The sequence below is a fragment of the Mesorhizobium sp. M7A.F.Ca.CA.002.09.1.1 genome, assembly GCF_003998555.1.
GTDB classification, from domain to species: domain Bacteria; phylum Pseudomonadota; class Alphaproteobacteria; order Rhizobiales; family Rhizobiaceae; genus Mesorhizobium; species Mesorhizobium ciceri.
Genome location: NZ_RZRR01000819.1, coordinates 1 through 2,547, shown reverse-complemented (window position 1 = coordinate 2,547; position 2,547 = coordinate 1). Strand labels below are relative to the sequence as shown.

The 2,547-nt window shown below is 62.7% G+C and carries 3 protein-coding genes; all 3 read right to left on the bottom strand.

Translation table 11 applies throughout. The features are described from left to right. Positions 1–459: serine hydrolase (locus tag EN994_RS26765; protein WP_164746223.1), on the bottom strand; the 459-nt coding region annotated here is incomplete at its 3' end. A 37-nt stretch (positions 460–496) separates the two neighbouring features. Further along, the gene (locus tag EN994_RS26760) at positions 497–1,693 is read right to left on the bottom strand and encodes a serine hydrolase (RefSeq protein ID WP_024502675.1); all 1,197 of its coding nucleotides are present in this window, start codon (positions 1,691–1,693) and stop codon (positions 497–499) included. Between the two features lie 63 nt (positions 1,694–1,756). Beyond that, positions 1,757–2,547 (bottom strand): extracellular solute-binding protein (locus EN994_RS26755; protein WP_127307946.1); only part of this gene is annotated, 791 nt, incomplete at its 5' end.

Genomic DNA, 2,547 nt, shown 5'->3' with positions numbered 1-2,547 from the left:
GCCATAGGCCGAGCCGGCGGCTTCGGGGATGTAGGCCGTCACCGGCGCTTCCGGGTCGAACACCCCCTCGCCTTCTAGTATGCCGGCAATGATGGCGGTCAGCGACTTGCTGATCGAAAAGATGATGTGGCGGGCGCCGAAATCCATATGCGGCGCGAACCAGTCGCCGACGATCCTGCCGCCTTTCATCACCGTCAGTGCGTCGGTGCTCGAACGTGCGAGAAAATCAGCCACCGTCTCCGGTGTGCCGGCGATCGCGACCTTCTCGCCGAGCAGGCCGCCCATATCGCGCACGGGGATTTCGACAACGCCCGACGTCGCCGCCACCCGGGCGGTCGGCACCAGTTCGCCGAGATTCTGGAACGACCACCGGTTGAACGGGTTCTCGCGCCAATTGGCGAGCACCACCTGGTTGCGCCGGAAGCCATAGCGGGTCTCGAACACGGTTTTGCCGGTCATGGCGTTTCCTTCCGGGTCGTTTCTTCTTTGTGGAGGCTCAGCGAAGTGCCGTGGCGATAGCGTGCACGGCTTTCAGCGTCGCTATGGAATAGGCACCATTGGCGAAATCCGGCCAGGTCGAAAGCTTCACCACGACCATTCCGGTGTTCCAGTCGATATGGATCATCTGACCGAACACGCCGCGGCACATCAGTGCGCGCGAGCGCGGGTCCTCGATCCAGAACTGGTTGCGATAGCTGCCCTCCGGCAGGCTGGGGCTGAAGTCCGGCCCATGCCTGCCGTTGCGCGTGTCCTCGACCCAGCCGGCCGGCACGACGCCGCCACCATTGTCGAGGATCAATTGGCCGAAGCGGCCATAATCGCGCAACGTTGCATTGAAGCCGCCATCGGCCACCGCATAGCCGGCGCTGTCGACGGTGAAGCAGGCGCTTTCGTCGGCGCCGAGCTTTTGCCAGAGCTCTTCCGAAACCAGCTGCGGCAGCCGTTTGCCTGTCACCCGCTCCATGATGAAGGCGAGCACATCGGTCTCGATCGAGCGGTATTCGAATTGAGCCCCGTGCGGGCGGATCGTGTCCTTCAAGCCCAGGATCAGCTCGAACATGTGCGAGGGCCAGCGAAAATCCGGATCGCTGCCCGGCGGCACCGGCTTCCAGCCGGTGGCGACATCGACCTGGCCGATGTCGGAATAGCGGTCGGTATATTCCTCGGAGAAACGCACGCCGCTCGTCATGTCGAGCACATGCTGCACATTGGCGCCGGCCCAGCCGGTGGCGCCGAGCTCCGGCAAATAATCCGTGACCGGCCTGGCCGGATCGATCAGGCGGCGCCCGACCAGTATGCCGAATACCGAACCGGTGACGGACTTGGCCATCGACTGCGACAGGTGCAGCGTGCGCTCACCCATGCCGTTGAAATAGCGCTCATAGGCTATCTTGCCGTCCTTGAGCACCAGAAAACCGTCCGTATAGGTCTCGTCGAGCAGCCCGGCGAGTGTCGTCGGCTTGCCCTCGCTGTCCTCGACCGCCAGCCCGTCAAGATCGACCTCGGCGCGTTCGAGACGGCGGCGATGGCCGTTGCCGCGCCAGACTTCGGCGGTCGGCAGAATTTCACGGATGTGCTGGAACGCCCAGCGGTTCCATGGCGGCCGGTCCCAGTCGAGCTTCGGCGGCACCATGGCGGGCGGCGAGCCCTGCATGATCGGCGGCCGCGGATCGCTGTTGCGATAGGAGTCCATGAAAGGCCATTCCCGGAAAAGAAAGACCCGGCGACATGTGCCGCCGGGTCCGTCATGCAGCGATTACTTCTGCAGTTCGGTCCAGATCTTGGTGTAGATGTCCTGGATTTCAGGCGCGCACATCTTCTGGAATTCGCCCTGTGGCTTCGCTGCGGCCGGAATGACGACTTCCGGCGCATCTTTCATGTCGGCCGGCATGTATTTGTCCGAGCCGGTGATGGCGTTGGCATAGCGGTGGAAGGCCGACAGGCCCGCCGCGTTTTCCGGATCCATGATGAAGTTCTGGAACAGCTTGGCATTGTCGACGTTCTTGGCTTCCTTCAGAACGACCACGTTATCGCTCCACAGGCCGTAACCTTCCTTTGGATAATTGTAGTGGATGGCCGGATTGGCCAGCCGCTGGCGCAGCGCCGAGCCGTTCCAGTCGCTGGTTGCCTTGAAGTCGCCGGCGCCCATCTTCTCGATGGTGTTGTATTCCATGGCGATCCAGTTCGGCTTGGCCGCGACCAGCGTGTCACGCACCTTCTTCAGCACCGCCTTGTCGTCCGTGCACTGCTGGCCGCCGACATATTTGATCGCCGCGAAGATGACGTCATTCATCTCGGGAACGACGTTGACCTTGCCCTTCAGCTCGTCCGGCGTGTTGAAGATGATGCCCCAGCTGTCGGCCGGTCCCTTGTAGGCGTCGGTGTTGACGACGACGCCCACCGTGCCCAGCGCCCACGGCACCGAGTATTTGCGGCCTGGATCGAAGTCGGGGTTGGCCCATTCGGGCGCTACATTCTTGAAGTTCTCCATCTTGCCGGGGTCGGTTTCCAGGACAAGGCCTTCCTTGATCCAGATCGGCACGTAGG